Source organism: Cryobacterium sp. AP23, from assembly GCF_054075385.1.
Window position 1 is genome coordinate 2,487,255 of sequence record NZ_CM133415.1, and the last position, 17,051, is coordinate 2,504,305.

The following is a 17,051-nucleotide window of genomic DNA, read 5'->3' on the forward strand; positions in this document are numbered from 1 at the left end:
GGCCGAATAGTCCTCACTTTGGGGGACATTCGTCGCCCGGGTCGGGGTCGCCCGGTGCCGGGTCAGGCGTGCCCGAGCGGCGTCGAACCCACCGTGAGCGATTCGCCGTCCTCGGCGAGGTCCACCAGCACCGTTTCACCGTCGCGGATGCTGCCGCCCAGCAACGCCGTCGCGAGCCTGTCGTCGATCTCGGTTTGCATCAGCCGCCGCAACGGCCGGGCCCCGTAGATCGGGTCGTAGCCGCGTTCGGCCAGCCAGGCGCGGGCATCCGGCGTCACCGCCAGTTCGAGGCGGCGTTCGCCGAGCCGGCGTTGCAACCGGTCCACGTAGAGTTCCACGATCTGGGCCAGGTCGTCGGTGGAGAGCGACGAGAACACCACGATGTCATCGAGCCGGTTGACGAACTCGGGCTTGAACGCCTGCCGCACCATCAGCCGCACGGCCTCCTCCTTCTCCTCCGGGGAGAGGGACGGGTCGACCAGGTACTGCGAGCCCAGGTTCGAGGTGAGCACCAGGATGGTGTTCCGGAAGTCGACGGTGCGACCCTGGCCGTCGGTGAGCCGGCCGTCGTCGAGCACCTGCAGCAGCACGTCGAACACCTCGGGGTGCGCCTTCTCCACCTCGTCGAAGAGGATCACCGAGTAGGGCCGGCGACGCACGGCCTCGGTGAGCTGGCCGCCCTGCTCGTAGCCGATGTAGCCGGGAGGGGCGCCGACCAGGCGGGAGACGGAGAACTTCTCGCCGTACTCGCTCATGTCGATGCGCACCATGGCCTTCTCGTCATCGAAGAGGAACTCGGCGAGCGCCTTGGCCAGCTCGGTCTTGCCCACGCCGGTGGGGCCGAGGAACAGGAACGACCCGGTGGGCCGGGCGGGGTCGGAGATGCCCGCCCGGGAGCGGCGCACGGCGTCGGCCACGGCACGCACGGCCTTCTTCTGACCGATCAGCCGGTGGGCCAGTTCGCCCTCGAGGTTGAGCAGCTTCTCGGTTTCGCCCTGAAGCAGCCGGCCGACCGGGATTCCCGTCCAGGCGGCGACGACCGCGGCGATGTCCTCGGCGGTGACCTGGTCGTTCACCATCCGCGGGCCCTCCTGCTCGGTCTGCTCGGCCTCGGCGAGTTCACGTTCGATCACCGGGATGTCGCCGTAGAGCAACCGGGACGCCTTCTCCAGGTCGCCGCGGCGTTCGGCCACCTCGGCCTGGCTGCGGGCACTGTCCAGGCGCTTCCGCAGGTCGCCGACCCGGTTGAGCGAGGACCGCTCCTTGTCCCAGCGTTCCTGCAGTTCGCCCAGCGCCACCGTGAATTCAGCCAGGTCGCCGCGCAGCTTCTCCAGGCGCGCCTTGGAGGCGTCGTCCTTCTCCTTCTTCAGCGCGAGCTCCTCCAGCTCGAGCCGCTGCACCCGCCGGCGCAGTTCGTCGATCTCCACCGGGGAGGAGTCGATCTCCATCCGCAGCCGGCTGGCGGCCTCGTCGATGAGGTCGATCGCCTTGTCCGGCAGCTGCCGGGCGGTGATGTACCGGTTGGACAAGGACGCGGCGGCCACGAGCGCGGCATCCGCGATCGAGACCTTGTGGTGCGCCTCGTACCGCTCCTTGAGCCCCCGGAGGATCGCGACGGTGTCTTCGACGCTGGGCTCGTCCACGAGCACCGGCTGGAAGCGGCGCTCGAGCGCGGCATCCTTCTCGATGAATTCGCGGTACTCGTTGAGGGTGGTGGCGCCGATCAGGCGCAACTCGCCGCGGGCGAGCATGGGCTTGAGCATGTTGGATGCGGCCACCGAGCCCTCGCCGCCACCGGCGCCCATCAGGGTGTGCAGTTCGTCGACGAAGGTGATGATCTGGCCGTCGGCGTCGTTGATCTCCTTGAGCACGGCCTTGAGCCGTTCCTCGAACTCGCCGCGGTACTTCGCTCCTGCGACGAGGGCCGCCAGGTCGAGCGACACCAGCTGCTTGCCCTTGAGCGAGTCGGCCACGTCACCGGCGACGATGCGCTGGGCCAGGCCCTCCACCACGGCGGTCTTGCCCACGCCGGGTTCACCGATCAGCACCGGGTTGTTCTTCGTGCGGCGGGTGAGCACCTGGCTGACCCGGCGGATCTCGGCGTCCCGGCCGATCACGGGGTCGAGCTTGCCGCTCTTGGCAATCTCGGTGAGGTTCACGCCGTACTGTTCCAGCGCGGTCTTCTGCTTCTCGTCGGTTCCGGGGGCGCCCTGCATGTTGGCCATCAAATCATCCTTCGCAAATACTTGAGTGGACTCGACTCAAGTTTAGACGGGAGTGCTCGTCTTCGCCACCTCCTCAATCAGGGCATCGTCAGCACGATCTTGCCCTCGGCCTCCCCGCTGCGCAGCCGGTCCAGGCCCGCCTGAGCCTGGGCGAAGGGCAGCACGCGGTCCACAACCGCACGGATGCGACCATCGGCGACAGCGGGAAGAACCCGGGCCGCAACGGCATCGAGCAGGTCCCCGATCGTCGACGGCGGGGTGAAGCCGTAGGACACCGACCGGATGGTCACGGCGCGGGCGGCCAGGGCGTACAGGTCCACGGTCGCTTCAGCTCCACTCAGCCGCCCGACGCTGACGATCTGGCCACCGGTCCGGGTAGCGGGCACGGCCGCGGCGATCATGCCGCCGGCGACATGGTCCAACACCACCGCGACACCGGTGCCGCCCGTCGCCTCCAACACGGCGCCGACGAGGTCGTCCTCGGACGTGGCGATCACGACATCGGCTCCGACGCTTTCGAGCAGGGCCCGCTTGCGGGGCGAGCGGGTAGTGGCGATGACGGGAGTGGCGCCGAAAAGACGCGCGATCTGCACCCCGATGAGGCCGATGCCCGACGACGCGGCGGTGATCAGCACGGCATCCCCGGCGCCGACTCCGGCCAGAGCGAGCGCCCCGTACTCGGTCAGGAGCGCGGTCGGCAGCGCGGCGGCATCCGCAAAGCTGAGGCCGTCCGGGATCGGCAGGACGTGACGCTGGTGCACGAGGACGAATTCGGCGAACGCGCCGACAGTGGTGCCGGCGACCCGTTGTCCGCGACGGCTCGCATCAACGCCCACTCCGAGCTCGACGACTTCGCCGCTGAACTCATAGCCGGCGATGTGATCCTCACCGGCGGGGGTGAGGTCGGCGTTGTTGAGCGCGACCGCCCGTGTGCGCACGAGCAGCTGGTCGTGCCCGGGAACGGGAACGGGCCGTTCCCCCAGTCGGAACGGAGTGCCCTTCCCCACGAGATAGACCTGCATTGCGGTATTCACATCGGGCTCCTCACGCGTGAACGTCTCAACCTCCACGGTAATCCTGGTGCCCGCCCTATGACGAACATCCGGCGCCGGCCATGCCGACCGGGCACAAAGTCCCTTCCCAAAGCCTCACGTCGTCCGAAACAAGCGGAAATCGTTCCGCCGAGCGGAATCATGGTCCAGAAAAGACGTTCGGGCGTTGGAATCGGTGCTATCGTCACATTGAAACGATTCAAACAGCAATCGTTTCGCAGTTTCGATCACGACCGCGCGTCCCTCAACGGACAGGTTCGGTCCCTCGCCATTGGCGCCGAAGGAGATCAGTACATGAGCACGACAACTACCGGGCCGGCCCTCCCAGAAGCCGGCATCGGAAAACGCGACCCGAAGAAGGCCGCGATGAGCGGTTGGATCGGAAGCGCTCTCGAGTACTACGACTTTGCGTTGTATTCGCAGGCCGCGGCCCTCGTCTTCCCCACAGTCTTCTTCCCGTCCGGGAACGCGACAGTCGCCATCATCGCGTCGCTCGCGACCTACGCGGTCGGCTACGTCTCCCGCCCGATCGGCGCCATCGTCCTCGGCGCATGGGGTGACCGGCACGGCCGCAAGAACGTGCTCACCTTCGCCATGCTGCTGATGGGCTGTGCGACCTTCCTCGTCGGCCTGCTGCCGACCTTCGGCCAGGTCGGCGTGCTCGCGCCCATCCTCCTGGTGCTGCTGCGCCTGGTCCAGGGCTTCGCCGTCGCCGGCGAACTCGGTGGTGCCAGCGCAATGATCGTCGAGCATTCGCCCGACGCCCGACGCGGCTTCTTCGCCAGCTTCAGCCTCCAGGGCACCCAGTTCGGCTCGATCCTCGCCACCGGCCTGATGCTCCCGCTCGCCGCGATCCTCAGCGACGAGCAGTTCCACACCTGGGGCTGGCGCATCCCGTTCCTGCTCAGCGCCCTCGTCATCCTCGCCGGGTGGATCATCCGTCGCCGGGTGCAGGAGCCCCCGGTCTTCCTCGCCCTCACCGACGCCGTCACCGCGAAGCGCAAGTTGCCGATCGTCGAGCTCGTGCAGACCCACCTCTGGGTTCTGGTGCGTTGCATCCTGATGACCCTCACCAACGTGATCGGCATGGCCACCCTCATCTTCGGTGTGGCCTACGCCACCCAGGAGGGTTACGGCAACGGGTTCTCCGCGAGTGAGTTCCTGTGGGTCACGCTGGTGGCCAATATCGTCGCGATCGTCACCATCCCCTTCTTCGGTGCACTGTCCGACAAGATCGGCCGACGCACCCTGATGCTCATCGGCGGCATCGGCGGCGGTCTGCTCGCCGGGGTCTACCTCTGGGCGATCGAGCAGGGTAGTTTGCCCCTCGTCTTCGTGTGCGTCGTCGTTGTTCAGGGCATCTTCTTCCAGATGTGGAACGCGACCTTCGCCACCTTCTATCAGGAACAGTTCCCGATGCGGATGCGCGTGACCGGATTCGCGGTCGCCCAGAACGTCGGCCTGATGATCGCGTCGTTCTTCCCGAGCATCTTCACCGCGATCGCCCCTCCCGGCACCGCGAACATCCCGCTCGTGATCGGCTCGCTGGCATTCGGCATCTGCCTGGTCGCGGCTGTGGCCGCGTTCCTGTCCGATGAGACCAGGGGCACCTCTCTCGAGGACATCGAGACGAAGTCGATCCGGCTCCCCTGAGCCGGCCCGGGAGCCCGGAGGAATCTGGGCTCCCTTCCCGCGCGGCCCTGGTCGCACCCCACCCGCCCAGCAACCCCAGCACCACGAACGGATATCCCATGACCATCACGACGCCACAGAAGACCTGGCCGGTGAAGCACAGCGCGCTGTTGCGGGCGCCGGAGCGGTTCATCTCCCGCGACGGTATCGATGAGCTGGTTCACCGGCTCACCGACAATCTGGTCAACATCTCGGACGAGACCGGCGAGTTCCTGCTTCGGCTGGATGACGGCCGGGTCATCGACACCAAGGGCTGGGCGGGCTGGGAATGGACCCACGGGATCGGCCTGTACGGGATCTGGCAGTACTACGACCAGACCGGCGAGCCTGAGATGCGCGACATCGTGGACTCCTGGTTCACCGCCCGGCTGGCCGAGGGCACCACCAAGAACGTCAACACGATGTCGCCGCTGCTCACCCTCGCCTACCGGTACGAGGAGACGGGCGACCGCACACTCCTGCCCTGGCTCGACTCCTGGGCCGAGTGGGCGATGCGGTCGATGCCGCGCACCCCGCACGGCGGCATGCAACACGTCACCCTGGCCGAAGAGAACCACCACCAGATGTGGGACGACACCCTCATGATGACGGTGTTGCCATTGGCGAAGATCGGCATGCTGCTCGGCCGCACGGAGTACGTCCAGGAGGCGACGTTCCAGTTCCTCACCCACGTCGCCTACCTGATGGACCGCGAGACGGGACTGTGGTTCCACGGCTGGTCGTTCGACGGCGACGCCAACTTCGCCCAGGCCCGCTGGGCCCGCGGCAACTCCTGGCTGACCATGGTGATCCCGGACTTCATCGAACTGCTGGGCCTGTCCGAGTCCGACCCGGTGCGGCGTTTCCTGATCCAGGTGCTGGACGCCCAGGTCGCGGCCCTCGCCGATATCCAGGACGACTCGGGGTTGTGGCACACGCTGCTGGATGACCCCTCGTCGTACCTCGAAGCGTCCGCGACGGCAGGCTTCGCCTACGGCATCCTCAAGGCCGTGCGCAAGGGCTACCTCGATGCGAAATACGCCCCAACCGCCGAGAAGGCCGTCCAGGCGATCATCGCGAACGTCTCCGCCGACGGCGAGCTGCTGCAGGTCTCATTCGGAACCGGCATGGGATCCAGCCTCGACTTCTACCGGGCGATCCCCTGCACGTCGATGCCATACGGGCAGGCCATGGCCATCCTGTGCCTCGCCGAGTACCGGCGCACCTACTACTGAAGCAACCGAAACACGTGAAGGACTACAGATGAGACTCGTCAGCGTTGACCTCGATGGACAGCAACGACCCGGCGCCGTTGTCGCCGGACCCGACGGGGTCGACCGGCTCCTGGAGCTGGGCACGATCACGGGAAGCGCGACTCTCGCAGGGCTCCTCGCCGACGACTCGGCGCTCGCCGCCGCCCGCGCCGCCGTCGCCGAGGCCGACCTCGCCGCCCTGCCCCGCCTGGCGGATGTCCGGCTGGCACCGCCGGTGCGGCCGAGCATCATCCTGTGCCTGGGCTACAACTACCGGGGCCACATCGAAGGCCACAATGAAGGTCTCGTCGACGGGGCGACGGTCGAGGATGCGGCGCCGTTCCCGAATGTCTTCATCAAGACGGCCAATACGATCGGTGGTCCCCAGGACCGGGTCGTGATGCCGTTGGCCGCGACCGACGTGGACTACGAGGGCGAGATCGCCGTCGTGATCGGCCGCACCGCCAAGGACGTCGCCGAGGCGGATGCGATGGCGTACGTCGCCGGGTACACCCTCTTCAACGACGTATCCGATCGCGGCTGGCAGAACCGGTCCAGCCAGTGGGCCCTCGGCAAGAGCGTCGACGGTTTCGGCCCGCTCGGCCCCTGGATCGTCACCACCGACGAGGCACCGACCCTCGCGGGCCGGCAGATGGAGGTCGAGCTCAACGGCGTCGTGACAGTGCAGTCCAGCACCGACGCGATGGTCTACGGCGTCGCGTTCCTGGTGCACTACCTGTCCCAGATCATCACGCTGCAACCCGGCGACATCATCTCCACCGGAACCCCGGCCCGGTCGGTGCAGGCGCAGACCGCCCACGTTCCGCTCAAGCACGGCGACACGGTGACCATCCGGGTCACCGGGCTGGGCGAGCTCACGACGACGTTCGTGTCGGCCTAGGACAGGGGTACTGACAGTCCCTCGTTGCCGTCGGGCGTGGTGGTGCCCGGGGAAACGACCGGCTGGCCCGTACACGTCCACGTCGGTGACGGCGTCGATCAGGACGGCGACCACCTGGGTGTACCCCACCTCGTGGTCGCGTGGGAATGGATGACTCCCACGACCCGCTCTGCTGGCAGCGCGTCACCGACCGACCGGAAACGCCGACCGCCTGGCCAGGCCGGCGATCACGAGCGCGACGGCGGCGAGCCCGATCATCGCGACCGGGAGGATGAGGCCGTTGCCGCCGGCGATCAGCACCGCGCCGAGCACCCCGGCGGCGAAGATCGCGAGGTTGAAGGACACCCCCAGGAGGGCGTTGGCGGTGTCGGCGTTCGCGCCGCTGGCCTCCCCGATCGCGGTCTGCAGCTGGGCGGCAGCGCCGCCGAAGGCGACGCCCCAGAGCGCGATCGCGACCAGGACCGCAACCAGGGAGTTCTGGCCGAGGAGGAGGATACCGCCGGCGACGGCGAACAGGGTGATGCTGCCCAGAACCAGCGGGCGCAGCGCCCGGTCGACGACCGCGCCGGTCATCCAGATCCCGGCCAGTGCGGCAACGCCGAAGGTGACGAGGGCAAGATCGACTGTGAGGCCCACGGCGGCGGCGCGCAGGTACGCGGCGATGTAGGTGTAGACGGTGTTGTGGGCCAGCATCCACACGAAAATCACGGCGAGGATCGCCGCGACGCCGGGGATCATGACCACCCGGTGGATCGGCATCCGCGTGGCGGCGCGCTGGCCGGGCGCATCGGGCACGAAGACGACCGCGAGCCCGATGGTCACCAGGGTTAGCGCGGACAGGGCACCGAACGACCACCGCCAGTCCAGTGCGGAGCCGAGCCAGGATCCGAACGGCGTGCCGACGGCGAGCCCGATCGGCGTGCCGAGCGACGCTATCGACAGGGCCCGGCCGGCGAGTTCGCGGGCGGTGATCCGCCACGCGTAGCCCGCGAGCATTCCCCAGAGCAGGCCGGAGAACCCACCGGCCAGGAACCGGGTGGCCAGCGACAGCACGAGGTCGGCCGAGAGCGCCGTGATCGTGTTCGCCAGGAGGAACCCGACCAGCCCGGTGAGCAGGAGCGGTTTGCGCCGGAGTCCGCGGGTGAGCGTGATCGCCGGCAGCGTGACGATGACCGTGCCGAGGGCGTAGGCGCTCACGAATTGCCCCGCCGCGCCCTCGGTCACGCTCAGTCCGGCCGCGATCTGCGGCAACAGGCCGGCCGGCATGGTCTCGGTGGCGATGAGCACGAACCCGGTCAGGGCCATCACCAGCAGGGCGGGCAGTGGCAGTCGGGCGGTCGGAGAGTGGGGTGGTTTTCTGGGCGGCACCCGACGAGTCAACCCGGTCCCCGCCCGGCGAGGAACACTCCCCCGAAACGTGTACTGACAGTACATCGCGCGGCACGGCGGCCTGTCGTACCGTGGAGGACATGGACACCATGAACGAGGCCAAGGACTTCCTCGTCTCGCGGCGAGCAGGCATCACCCCGGAGCAGGCCGGCCTTCAGGCCGGGCCGAACCGGCGGGTTCCCGGGCTGCGCCGCAGCGAGGTCGCGGCCCTGGCCGACATCAGCGTCGAGTACTACGCCAAGCTCGAGCGTGGCAACCTCACCGGCGCCTCAGACTCGGTGTTGCACGCCGTGGCCCGGGCGCTGCGGCTCGACGACGCCGAAGCGGCGCACCTGTTCGACCTGGCCCGTGCGGCGAACGCCTCCCCGGCCAGGCGGGCGCGGCGCGACCCACGCAAGACCGAGGTGCGCCGGGGGCTGCAACAGACCCTGGATGCCATCACGAACGCGCCCGCGATCGTTCGCAACGGCCGGATGGACCTCATCGCGACGAACCTGTTGGGCCGGGCCCTGTACTCCGATGTCTACCTCGAGCCGGAGCGGCTGCCGAACTTCGCCCGCTACGCCTTCCTCGACCGGGAGCGGTCCGAACGGTTCTACCCGGACTGGGAGGGCGCCGCCGACATCTCGGTGGCGATCCTGCGCACCGAGGCCGGCCGCGACCCGCACGATCGCGACCTGCAGGACCTCGTCGGCGAGCTCTCCACCCGCAGCGCCGACTTCCGCGCACGCTGGGCGAAGCACAATGTGCGCCTGCATTCCGCCGGCACGAAGACCTTCCGCCACCCGGTCGTCGGCACCCTCGAGCTCACCTATGAAGCACTCGACCTCACCGCCGACCAGGGCCTCAACCTCACCATCTACACCGCCACGGCCGGGTCCCCTGCCGAAGACGGCCTCCGCGTTCTGGCCAGCTGGGCCGCGACGAACGAAATCCTCACGACCGCCACCGCGCCCGCAGCAGCGGCCGACCACATCCAGTCGTAGAGCACACCGGAGCGCACAACAGAGCGCTCACGCGAGCAAGGAGAAACACCATGCACACAAGAACCCTGGGTCAGGGACTCACCGTTTCCGCCATCGGCCTGGGCTGTATGGGCATGTCGCAGAGCTACGGGCCCAACCCGGGCGACCGGAGCGAGATGATCGGCGTGCTTCGTGGTGCCGTCGATCTCGGCGTCACGTTCTTCGACACCGCCGAAGTATACGGCCCGTACGTCAACGAGGAACTCGTCGGCGAGGCGCTGCAGCCCGTCCGCGACGACGTCGTCATCGCCACCAAGTTCGGCTGGCAGATCGAGAACGGCGCCTCCGTGGGCCTGAACAGCCGGCCGGAGCAGATCACCCGTGTCGCCGACGAGTCGCTGCGGCGCCTCCGGGTGGATGCCATCGATCTCTTCTACCAGCACCGGGTCGACCCCGATGTACCCATCGAAGACGTCGCCGGCGCCGTGCGCGACCTTGTGGCGGCCGGGAAGGTGCGTCACTTCGGCCTGTCGGAGGCGTCCGCAACGACGATCCGGCGCGCCCACGCGGTGTTCCCGGTCACCGCCGTACAGAGCGAATACTCGCTGTGGACCCGCGACCCCGAACCCGAGGTGCTCCCCACCCTCGCCGAGCTCGGCATCGGCTTCGTCCCGTTCAGCCCGCTCGGCAAGGGGTTCCTCACCGGCACCGTGAACACCGCGACCACCTTCACCGACGGGGATGTCCGCGGCAGCATCCCCCGCTTCTCCGAGGAGAACCGAACCGCCAACCAGGCACTCGTTGACCACGTCACCGAGCTCGCCCGGTCGAAGGACGCATCACCCGGCCAGGTGGCCCTGGCCTGGTTGCTCGCCCAACAACCCTGGATCGTGCCCATCCCTGGCACCCGACGGCTGGAACGACTGGAGGAGAACGCCGGCGCCACCGCCGTGGCGCTGTCCGCCGACGAACTCGCCGACCTCAACGGCGTCGCCGACCGCATCGGCGTGCAGGGCAACCGTTACAACGACGCCCACCTCGGCCTGGTCGGGAAATAGCGGGCGTCTCTAGCGGCCCGGGCCCCGAAGCCGACGGGGCGAGGGCCCGGTGGCGCGCAGGGCGCCCGCGAGGCCGGCGACGGTGAAGACCATCGTGCCGGCCAGGATGATGCCCATCGGCAGGGTCCAGGTGCCGGTGCTGTCGTGCACGGCGCCGATCAGGGATGGGGCGGTGGCGCCCAGCGCGTAGCCGACGCCCTGCACCATCGCCGAGAGCCGGCGTGCGTGCGTGCCGCTCCGCGCCAGCTGCACCACGAGCATGAAGACGATTGTGATTCCGCCGCCCTGCGCGATGCCGCCCAGGAATCCCCAGGCGAGGCTTCCCGCCGGGGCGAGCAGCATGCCGACGGGCAGGCTGATCCAGAGCGCGCCCACCAGGGCGAAGGTCTTCGGGATGCTGATCCGCTGGGACAGCAGCGGCACCCCGAGCGCCCCCACCACCGCGGCGATCTGGAAGACCGACGAGCTCGTGCCGGCGTCGCCCGGCGAGTAGCCGAGCTCCTGCTCGAGGATCGAGGGGAACCAGGCGGTGACCCCGTAGTAGGAGAACGCCTGGGCACCGAAGGCCAGCGCCAGGAACACGGCCGAGAGGCTGCGCCAAGTGCGCGGCTCGTCCGGCACGAGCGGGATGCCGCGGGTGTCGATGGCGACGGTGTCCACCGCACCGGTCTCGAGGGTGCGGCTGAGCGGCCCCCACCGGGTGGCCCGCGCGGGTCCAACGGCCACCAGCCACGCCACGGCGGCGAGCACCACGAAGCCCAGCCAGGCGAGCAGGGCGCCGCGCCAGCCGAAGGCGGCCGCGAGCGGAACCGTGGCAAGCGAGGTGATCATCGAGCTCACGTTCATCGCCGAGGTGTACGCGCCGGTCACGATGCCGACCCGGCCGGGCGAGATGTCCCGGCGGATGATGACGGGGATCACCACGTTACCGATGGTGACGAACGCTCCCATGATGATGGTGCCGGTGTAGGTCGCCTCCACGCTGCCGGCCGAACGCACGATCGAGCCGATGCCCACGCCGACGATGGCGATCGTCGTGGCGAAGTCCGCACCGGCCTTGCCGACGAACAGTGAGGCGAACGGTGTCATCAGGGCGAAGCACAGCACCGGCAGGCTCGTGAGCAGCCCCGCCTGCGCCGCGGTCAGGGACAGGTCGCCGCTGATCTCGCCCGTGATCGGCGCGACGGCCACGATCGGACCGCGCAGGATGAAGCCGATGAACACGATGCCCACCACGAGCAGTGCGGGGAGGCCTGGCCGGACGACTCGATTCACCAGTTCACCCTACGGGGTGCCGTGCGGGTGGATGCGGCGCCGCGTCGTCGTGGTCACTCGGTGAGATGAAGGGCCGCGCGCACGGCAGGGAGCACCTCGGTGGCCAGCAGCTCGATCGAGCGCAGCGTCTCGGCCTGGGGCAGGCCGCCCAGGCCGACCTGGGCGAGGAAGCGGGTGTGGCCGAGGACCTCGTGCTCCCAGAGGATCTTGTCGATGATCTCGGCGGGACTGCCGGCGAACAGCGCCCCGTGCGGGCTCGCCCACTCCTCGAACGCGTCCCGGTCCAGCCGCCCGGCGCGCGGCATGTTCTGGCCGATGTAGGCGGAATAGTGCGGGAAGAAGGTGTCCCGTGCGCCCTGCGAGGTCGGCCCGACGTAGAAATGCGACGTCACCCCGATGCGTCCGTGTTCGCGACCGGCCTCCGCGGCGGACCGCCGGTAGAGCTCGGCCAGGGGCGCGAAACGCGCCGGGTCGCCGAGGATCGCGAGGTAGAGGGGAAGCCCGAGCGACCCCGCGCGCACGACCGACGCGGGTGTTCCGCCGACGGCGATCCAGATCGGCAACGCCTCCTGCTGCGGGCGAGGCCACACGCCGGCATCCTGCAGTGCGGCGCGGGTGGTGCCGCTCCAGGTCACGGGGTTCGTGTCCCGGATGCGCAGCAGCAGCTCCAGGCGGTCGTCAAAATACTCGTCGTAGCGGTCGAGGGGCTGTCCGAACAGCGGGAAGGACTCCACATAGGCGCCGCGGCCGGCGGTGAGTTCTGCGCGGCCGCCGCTGATCAGGTCGAGGGTGGCGAAGTCTTCGAACACCCGCACCGGGTCGGCGCTGGAGAGCACGGTGACGGTGCTCGTCAGGCGGATGCGGGTGGTCTGCGCGGCCACCGCGGCCAGCACGACCGGCGGCGACGACACCGCGAAATCGTCCCGGTGGTGCTCGCCGACGCCGAAGACGTCGAGCCCGGCCTGATCGGCCACCCGCGCCCATTCCAGGAGGTCGGCGAGGCGCTGACCGGCGGGAATGTGCCGGCCGGCGGCGTCCCTGGTCAGTTCCCCGAAGGTGAAGATCCCGATCTCGAAGGGCGTGGCCGAACTCATCGGCCGTTCACGGACCCGGCACCGGCGTTCAGCGTCAGGAACGAGCGCACATCGTCGATCTCGGCGGCGTTGATCCCGTGCGCGAGGCCCGGGTACATCCGCTCGACCAGGGTGGAGTGGGTCGGCAAGAACGCGCTGGTGCGCGAGATCGCGGGTTCGCCGATGACCCGGTCCTCGGAGCCGCGACCCCAGAAGACGGGCGGGCGGCTCTCGGCGAGGGTCGCGTCGCCGGGCTGGGCAGCGCCGAGCACGAATCCGCCGAGCACGATGGGAGCAAGCACCCGCTCGGGCCGGGTGCGCAGCAGCTGGCTGGCCATCAGGCCGCCCTGGGAGAAGCCGATGGGGATCACCGGCGTGGTGGACGCCACGTGTGCGTCCACCCAGGCCCAGATCGCGTCCGTGGCCCGGGCCACGGGCTCCGCGTCGGGGTTTCCAGGTGTGGTGATGGTGAACCACGCTGCGCCGCCGTTGCCCAGTTCGAGCGGGGCGCGCAGGGACGCCCACGGGAGCGAGAGACCCAGCGCGGGGACGAGCCCGGCCAGGTCGTTCTCGTTGGAGCCGTAGCCGTGGAGGAGGAGAACGACCGGGGTGGTTTCGGCGATCGCCGCGGACCATCCGGACGAGCGGACGTCTGTGAGCTGGGTGTTCATCGGGCGATTAGCTCCTCGGTGGAAAGGTCGGGCAGGGAAACAGTGACCTGGGTGCCCCAGGGGTCGGTGAGGGAGACGGAACGACCGTCTCCGGCGAACGGAATCGACCGGGTGTTCAGTCGCGCGGTGAGGGCTTCGAGATCCGCCGCGGCGGGCACGGTGACAGCCACGTCGCCGAGGCCGAGGCTGGCCGCTCTTGGTCCGGAGCCTCGGCTGTTCCACACGTTCATGGCGATGTGGTGGTGGTAGCCGCCGGCCGAGGCGAAGAGTGCACCGGTGTAGCCGGTCTGGGTGGCCTCGAATCCGAGCGCGTCGACGTAGAACGCCCGCGCTGTCTGCAGGTCGCCCACCTGCAGGTGCACGTGACCGACCGCGCCGGCCATGGAGGGGCCGGCATCCAGAACCCTCTGGTTGAGGTGGTCCTGCAGGTAGGCGTTCGGGTCGAGGTACTCGGTGGCCATCCGGATCTCTTCACCGTCGTGGATCCAACGGTCGCGGTCGCGGTCGGTGTACAGCTCGACGCCGTTGCCCTCGGGGTCGGTGAAGTAGAACGCCTCGCTGACGAGGTGGTCGCTGGAGCCGACGAAACGGCTGCGCGGGTCCTGCGCGGCGCGATACACGGTTGCCGCGAGGGTCTCGGGTGTTTCGAAGAGGAAGGCGGTGTGGAACAGGCCCGCCTGGCGCGGGTCGACCCCGGGCAGGTCGGGGGTATGGATGAGCCGCACGAGCGGGGTCGTTCCACGGCCGAGCACCCGGTGCACCTCGCGGGCGCGGCTGCGCTCCTCGAGGGGTTCCATGGCGAACGCGTGGGAGTAGTAGTCCGACATGGTCTCGAGGTCACCGACCCGCAGGGTCACCGCACCCATGGAGGTGTCGGCATTGATGATCTGCTCGGCGGATGTGACGCTCATGTCTGGCTCCCGGATAGCGGCGAAGTGCTTGTACCTACAACCATACATCAAATACTTGTAGCTGCAACCATTCCGATGGGGAATACTTAATACCTACCAACGGTTTGCTTTATGCGAACGCATAGGGTTCACCAGATTCAGGAATGATCCACGCAGATTAGATAGGAGTGGTCGACATGGCCAGGTTCGATAACAAGGTAGCGATCGTCACCGGCGGAGGAAGCGGCATCGGCGCCGAGATTTCGCGGGAGCTCGCCGCGGAAGGCGCCTCCGTTGTGGTGACCGACATCAAGCTCGAGGCCGCACAGACGGTCGTCGACGAGATCATCGCTGCCGGCGGCACGGCCGCCGCGTTCACGCAGAACACCGCGAAGTGGGAAGACTCCGAAGCCGCCGTCACGTTCGCCCAGGAGACGTTCGGCGCCCTGCACCTGGCCGTGAACAACGCCGGCATCGGTGCCGCACCGCAGAAGATCGGCGACTACGACATCGCCGCCTGGGACCGCGTCCGCGCGGTGGACCTGGACGGCGTGTTCTACGGCCTGAAGTTCCAGCTGCCCGCCATCGTCGCCGGCGGCGGCGGCGCCGTGGTGAACATGGCCTCGGTGCTCGGCTCGGTCGGCATCGCGGAGAACGCCGCGTACGTCACCAGCAAGCACGCCCTGATCGGCCTCACCAAGGTCGCCGCGCTGGAGTACACCGCGGATGGCGTGCGCACGAACGCCGTCGGCCCCGGCTTCATCGACACCCCCCTGGTGCGTTCCAGCCTGTCCCCCGAGGCGCTCACCGCACTCGAGGCGCAGCACGCCTCCCGCCGCCTCGGCACCGACAAGGAGGTCGCCGCGCTCACCCTGTTCCTGCTCAGCGACGCTGCATCCTTCATCTCCGGCAGCTACCACCTCGTCGACGGCGGCTACTCCGCCCAGTAACTCTCCGCGACGAAACCCTCGCGAGTTGCCCCCGTGCGGACGAGTTGCCCCGCCACAGCGGGGCAACTCGTCCGCAGCGGGGCAACTCGAAGGTCAGGCGCGGCGGAGGATGAGGTTCATCATCACCTGGGACATCACCAGCTCGCCGGCCTGGTTGCTCACCTCGATGCGGGTGTGCACGAGACCCCGGTCCGTCTTGGATGCCGACGCGCGAGCCGAGAGCACGGTGAACCGGGCCGAGAGCACGTCCCCTGAGCGCACGGGCAGGCGCCAGCGGAGCTCATCGACACCCGGCGAGCCCAGGCTGGTGCGCTCGTTCAGGTAGTTGCCCACCATGATGCGCATCATCACGGCCGTGGTGTGCCAGCCGCTGGCGATGAGACCGCCGAACGGCCCGGCGAGCGCGGCGACCGGATCCACGTGCATCTGGTGCGGGTCGAACTCGGCGGCGAACGCCACGATGCTCGCTTCGGTGACGAGTTCCGCCCCGTACTCGGCGACGAGACCGGGCAGGTAGTCCTCGAAATAGCGGTCGGTCAAGGCAACGGCGAACACATCATTCATAGGGATGCCACTGTACCGGCGCGTGCGGCCGGTTCAGTGCCGGCCGTGTCGGCGCCGGCACCGCGTTCGCGGGTCACCGGCTGGGCGGCGCCCCTCCTCCGCCACCATCACCGGGCGCAGAGCCCGCGGTCGGCGTGGTGCTCGTGTCCACCCGCGCCGTGAGGCTGACCACATACCCGGAGGTGGCATCGCCGGTCACGGTCGCCAGCTGCAGTGCCCCGCCGTCGTCGCCGAACACGTTGTCGTCGGCGAGGGTGACCTGCGCGAGATTCGCGGTGGAGCCCGCGTATCCGGGCAGCTTGTAGACGGTGCTGCTGGTGGATTCGGGCAGCGCCGCCTGCGAGGTGGAGATCGCGTTGCCGGCATCCGAGATCGCGCCCACGTCGGGGTAGACCTCGAAGTGAATGTGCGGCCAACGGCCGGTGTAGCAGGCGGGGTAGATCGACGTGAAGCTGACCGTGCCCGCGCTGTCGGCGACCTGCACACCTCGCAGGTACGTCTCGTCCTCGATGCCGTCCGAGTACATCGAGTAGCCGCCGGCGGCGTCGCAATGCCAGACGTACACCGCGGCGCCTGCGAACGGGGCGTCGTTGTTGTTCATGTCCAACACGGTGAGGGTGAACGTCATGGCAACGCCCTCGGCGGTGAGGCCGCCGTCGAGGCTCGAGCGGATGTCGCTGCGCACGATGCCGGACTGCTCGAGCACGTTGACGCCGTTGGAGCCGTCGCCGGGGTACGGGCCGGCCGTCTCATCCGGGATCTCCCCGGCGGCGGTAGCTGCGGCGGTCGAGGTGGTCCCGCCGGCGCCGGTGGTGCAGGCCGCAAGGGCGACCGCACCGGCGCCCAGGCCGATCAGGCTCAGGATCTTGCGGCGGCTCATCAGCGTGCCCAGGTCGAAGGCGACACCCTGGTCGACGACCTCGTCGTCGGCGCGGGCGAGGAGGCGGCCCTCGTAGCTGGGGCCGTCCGGGGTGGAGTCTGGTTCGGGGATGCGGCTCATGGCGGCCTCTCGACATCGGGGCGGGTGCGGTAGGTCCCCAGCGTCCTCCGGCTTCTCCTGAAATCCCTTGGGTAGTCCTATGAGCCCGCTATGAGACCAAGTAACGGTCCCGCG

General features: G+C 68.9%; 15 protein-coding genes. 6 read left to right on the plus strand and 9 right to left on the minus strand.

The window, feature by feature from the left end:
• Positions 1-62: 62 nt before the first annotated feature.
• Positions 63-2,225, minus strand: coding sequence for an ATP-dependent Clp protease ATP-binding subunit (locus ACU5E9_RS11730; protein ID WP_456810094.1), 2,163 nt, complete (start codon positions 2,223-2,225; stop codon positions 63-65).
• A 77-nt stretch (positions 2,226-2,302) separates the two neighbouring features.
• Positions 2,303-3,259: a quinone oxidoreductase family protein gene (locus tag ACU5E9_RS11735; RefSeq protein WP_456810095.1), complete on the minus strand. Its 957-nt coding sequence runs from the start codon at positions 3,257-3,259 to the stop codon at positions 2,303-2,305.
• A 312-nt stretch (positions 3,260-3,571) separates the two neighbouring features.
• Between ACU5E9_RS11735 and ACU5E9_RS11740 the strand changes: the two genes are divergently transcribed.
• The 3 genes from ACU5E9_RS11740 (at position 3,572) to ACU5E9_RS11750 (ending at position 7,102) form a co-directional block, all read left to right on the plus strand.
• On the plus strand, positions 3,572-4,930 hold the full coding sequence (locus tag ACU5E9_RS11740; protein WP_456810096.1) for an MFS transporter: 1,359 nt from the start codon (positions 3,572-3,574) through the stop codon (positions 4,928-4,930).
• Positions 4,931-5,028: 98 nt separating this feature from the next.
• Positions 5,029-6,183, plus strand: a complete 1,155-nt coding sequence (bglB, locus tag ACU5E9_RS11745) for a beta-galactosidase BglB (RefSeq protein WP_456810097.1) — start codon at positions 5,029-5,031, stop codon at positions 6,181-6,183.
• A 28-nt stretch (positions 6,184-6,211) separates the two neighbouring features.
• Positions 6,212-7,102 carry a fumarylacetoacetate hydrolase family protein gene (locus ACU5E9_RS11750; RefSeq protein WP_456810098.1) on the plus strand — a complete coding sequence of 297 codons (891 nt, stop codon included), beginning with the start codon at positions 6,212-6,214 and terminating at the stop codon, positions 7,100-7,102.
• A 183-nt stretch (positions 7,103-7,285) separates the two neighbouring features.
• On the opposite strand, the gene ACU5E9_RS11755 is transcribed toward ACU5E9_RS11750, so the two are convergent.
• Positions 7,286-8,470 carry an MFS transporter gene (locus ACU5E9_RS11755; RefSeq protein WP_456810099.1) on the minus strand — a complete coding sequence of 395 codons (1,185 nt, stop codon included), beginning with the start codon at positions 8,468-8,470 and terminating at the stop codon, positions 7,286-7,288.
• Positions 8,471-8,571: 101 nt separating this feature from the next.
• Between ACU5E9_RS11755 and ACU5E9_RS11760 the strand changes: the two genes are divergently transcribed.
• A complete protein-coding gene (locus tag ACU5E9_RS11760) occupies positions 8,572-9,477 on the plus strand; it encodes a helix-turn-helix domain-containing protein (RefSeq protein WP_456810100.1) in 906 nt (301 codons plus the stop codon).
• A gap of 50 nt (positions 9,478-9,527) precedes the next feature.
• Positions 9,528-10,514 (plus strand): aldo/keto reductase, encoded by a 987-nt coding sequence (locus ACU5E9_RS11765; protein ID WP_456810101.1) that lies wholly within the window; start codon positions 9,528-9,530, stop codon positions 10,512-10,514.
• 9 nt (positions 10,515-10,523) lie between these two features.
• On the opposite strand, the gene ACU5E9_RS11770 is transcribed toward ACU5E9_RS11765, so the two are convergent.
• From ACU5E9_RS11770 to ACU5E9_RS11785, 4 genes are read right to left on the minus strand one after another with little or no spacing between them, the layout of a single operon-like run.
• Positions 10,524-11,789 (minus strand): MFS transporter, encoded by a 1,266-nt coding sequence (locus tag ACU5E9_RS11770; protein WP_456810102.1) that lies wholly within the window; start codon positions 11,787-11,789, stop codon positions 10,524-10,526.
• Positions 11,790-11,842: 53 nt separating this feature from the next.
• A complete protein-coding gene (locus ACU5E9_RS11775) occupies positions 11,843-12,883 on the minus strand; it encodes an LLM class flavin-dependent oxidoreductase (RefSeq protein ID WP_456810103.1) in 1,041 nt (346 codons plus the stop codon).
• Positions 12,880-13,533, minus strand: a complete 654-nt coding sequence (locus ACU5E9_RS11780) for an alpha/beta hydrolase (RefSeq protein ID WP_456810104.1) — start codon at positions 13,531-13,533, stop codon at positions 12,880-12,882. Before ACU5E9_RS11780 ends, ACU5E9_RS11775 begins: the two co-directional genes overlap by 4 nt.
• Positions 13,530-14,444, minus strand: a complete 915-nt coding sequence (locus ACU5E9_RS11785; protein ID WP_456810105.1) for a VOC family protein — start codon at positions 14,442-14,444, stop codon at positions 13,530-13,532. Before ACU5E9_RS11785 ends, ACU5E9_RS11780 begins: the two co-directional genes overlap by 4 nt.
• 176 nt (positions 14,445-14,620) lie before the next feature.
• Between ACU5E9_RS11785 and ACU5E9_RS11790 the strand changes: the two genes are divergently transcribed.
• Positions 14,621-15,373: an SDR family NAD(P)-dependent oxidoreductase gene (locus ACU5E9_RS11790; protein WP_456810106.1), complete on the plus strand. Its 753-nt coding sequence runs from the start codon at positions 14,621-14,623 to the stop codon at positions 15,371-15,373.
• Positions 15,374-15,466: 93 nt separating this feature from the next.
• On the opposite strand, the gene ACU5E9_RS11795 is transcribed toward ACU5E9_RS11790, so the two are convergent.
• Together ACU5E9_RS11795 and ACU5E9_RS11800 are read right to left on the minus strand one after the other, a co-directional pair.
• Positions 15,467-15,937 carry a MaoC family dehydratase gene (locus ACU5E9_RS11795; RefSeq protein ID WP_456810107.1) on the minus strand — a complete coding sequence of 157 codons (471 nt, stop codon included), beginning with the start codon at positions 15,935-15,937 and terminating at the stop codon, positions 15,467-15,469.
• 73 nt (positions 15,938-16,010) lie between these two features.
• Positions 16,011-16,937 carry an intradiol ring-cleavage dioxygenase gene (locus ACU5E9_RS11800; RefSeq protein ID WP_456810108.1) on the minus strand — a complete coding sequence of 309 codons (927 nt, stop codon included), beginning with the start codon at positions 16,935-16,937 and terminating at the stop codon, positions 16,011-16,013.
• Positions 16,938-17,051 lie beyond the last annotated feature (114 nt).